At 60.4% G+C, this 1913-nt stretch carries 2 protein-coding genes; one reads left to right on the top strand and one right to left on the bottom strand.

Annotated elements, in window-relative coordinates; genetic code table 11:
- Positions 1-265 (bottom strand): IS110 family transposase (locus VMT30_00015; protein ID HVQ43342.1); only part of this gene is annotated, 265 nt, incomplete at its 3' end.
- A 177-nt stretch (positions 266-442) separates the two neighbouring features.
- On the opposite strand from VMT30_00015, the gene VMT30_00010 reads away from it, so the two are divergent.
- Entirely contained in the window at positions 443-1813 is a 1371-nt protein-coding gene (locus VMT30_00010) for an IS1182 family transposase (GenBank protein ID HVQ43341.1), read from the top strand.
- Positions 1814-1913: the final 100 nt, after the last annotated feature.

The following is a 1913-nucleotide window of genomic DNA, read 5'->3' as shown; positions in this document are numbered from 1 at the left end:
GCATCTTGAGCACCGCCTTGGCATGGCGCGCGTCAATGCAGATCACTGGCAGGCCAAGTCGCTTAAGCTCAGTCCAAAGCCACGTGGATGTCGGTCCGGTCTCGAGGCCGATACGTACCGCGCCCGGCGCCTTTGACCGCATGTAAACTGAGATCGCCTCAGGATCTGAATCGACGATGCCCTCTCGCACGACCGATCCCGACTGGTCCACCACACAGATCGATGTTTGCTTCAACGACACGTCCAGTCCGACATAGTACTCCATTGCCGCTCTCCATCGTTGCGAGGCCACATGAGGCCGGCCTCATACGTTCCTGGAGAGCTGATTCCCTTGCCTTTGTCTGGCTCGATCCCGGAATTACCCCATGTTGCAAAAGTCGGTTGAGAGAGGCCACGAGGCGTGATTCCGTAGTGTTGACGCGAATCGCGACGAGGTCGATCCATGATGGGCCGTCTGAAGAGTGACCAAGGTCAACTGTTCTACGAGTTTCATCTTGGCGACGCGATTCCCGAAGATCACCTGGTGCGGAAGATCGATGCTGCTCTCGATCTTTCGTGGCTTCACAGCGAGCTTGCATCTCATTATTCGTCCATGGGTCGCCCGTCGATCGATCCGGAGCTGATGATCCGGATGCTGATCGTAGGGTATGTCTTTGCGATCCGCTCGGAGCGGCTGCTCTGCCGTGAAGTGCAGGTGAACCTCGCCTATCGCTGGTTCTGCAAGCTCGGTATCGAGGATGCTATCCCGGATCATTCGGCGTTCTCGCGGGCCCGCAATGAGCGCTTCCGCGAGGGAGATGTCTTTCGTCGCGTATTCGAACGTGTCGTCGAGGCGTGCATTGCGGCCGGTCTGGTTGGTGGCGAAGGTTTTGCGGTAGACGCGAGCCTGATCCAGGCAGATGCCAACAAGCAGCGCTCGATCGCGGGGCGGGATTGGCGCAGGGATCGCGATCCGGCGAGGTCAAGCCGCGCGGTGAAGGAGTATCTGGCAACCCTCGACGACACGGCGTGGGGCGCCGCCAGCGAGGTTGTCCCGAAGTTCGTCTCACCATCCGATCCCGCCGCCCAGTGGACCGGCGCTCACAAGGGGCCGGCATTCTTTGCTTACTCCGACAATTATCTCATCGACGTGAAGTTCGGCGTCATCGTTGACGTCGAGGCATCCCGCTCCATTCGCCAGGCCGAGGTCGGCGCGGCGAAGACCATGATCGAACGAACAGAGCAGCGCTTCGGCCTCAAGCCAGAGCGGCTTGTCGGGGATACCGCTTACGGGGCAGCTCCGATGTTGAACTGGCTGGTCGAGGATAAAGGCATCGCGCCACATATCCCCGTGTTCGACAAGTCGAAGCGGGACGATGGCACCTTCTCGCGCAGCGACTTTCGGTATGATCCGACCAGCGACGTCTACCACTGCCCGGGCGGAAAGCGCCTCGGAACGAGCGGCACCGTGCACGAGGGCAAGACGCTTCTGTATCGTGCGAGCAAGCTCGACTGCGATGTATGCCCGCTCAAACCGCAGTGCTGCCCAAAAGAACCATCGCGCAAGATCCCGCGCGACATACATGAACACGCCCGGGACGTCGCCCGGTCGTTCGCCGGTACCCAGGGCTTCGAGACGTCGCGACGTGAGCGCAAGAAGATCGAGATGCGGTTTGCGCACCTGAAGCGCATCCTTAAGCTCGGTCGACTTCGACTGCGTGGTCCACGAGGCGCCCAGGACGAGTTTGTTCTAGCTGCCATCGCTCAGAACCTGCGGCGGCTCGCGTCATTGGTTGCGCGACCGCCACCGGCAGAAGTTCTGTGCATCGCGTAGAGTTGGAGTTGCGTAAAAAGCGTCAGGGCCGGCGGCTTAAAGCCGCCGCCCCTAACAAAAGGCCAAACGACCCGATCCCTTGCATCCGACTTTTGCAACA

The sequence above is a fragment of the Candidatus Saccharimonadia bacterium genome, assembly GCA_035544015.1.
Taxonomy (GTDB): domain Bacteria; phylum Patescibacteriota; class Saccharimonadia; order UBA4664; family UBA4664; genus UBA5169.
This window is presented reverse-complemented; position numbering and strand designations above follow the sequence as displayed.

Coding starts and splice junctions, on each gene's coding strand:
- VMT30_00010 (HVQ43341.1), top strand. CDS start 443: ATGATGGGCCGTCTGAAGAGTGACCAAGGTCAACTGTTCTACGAGTTT.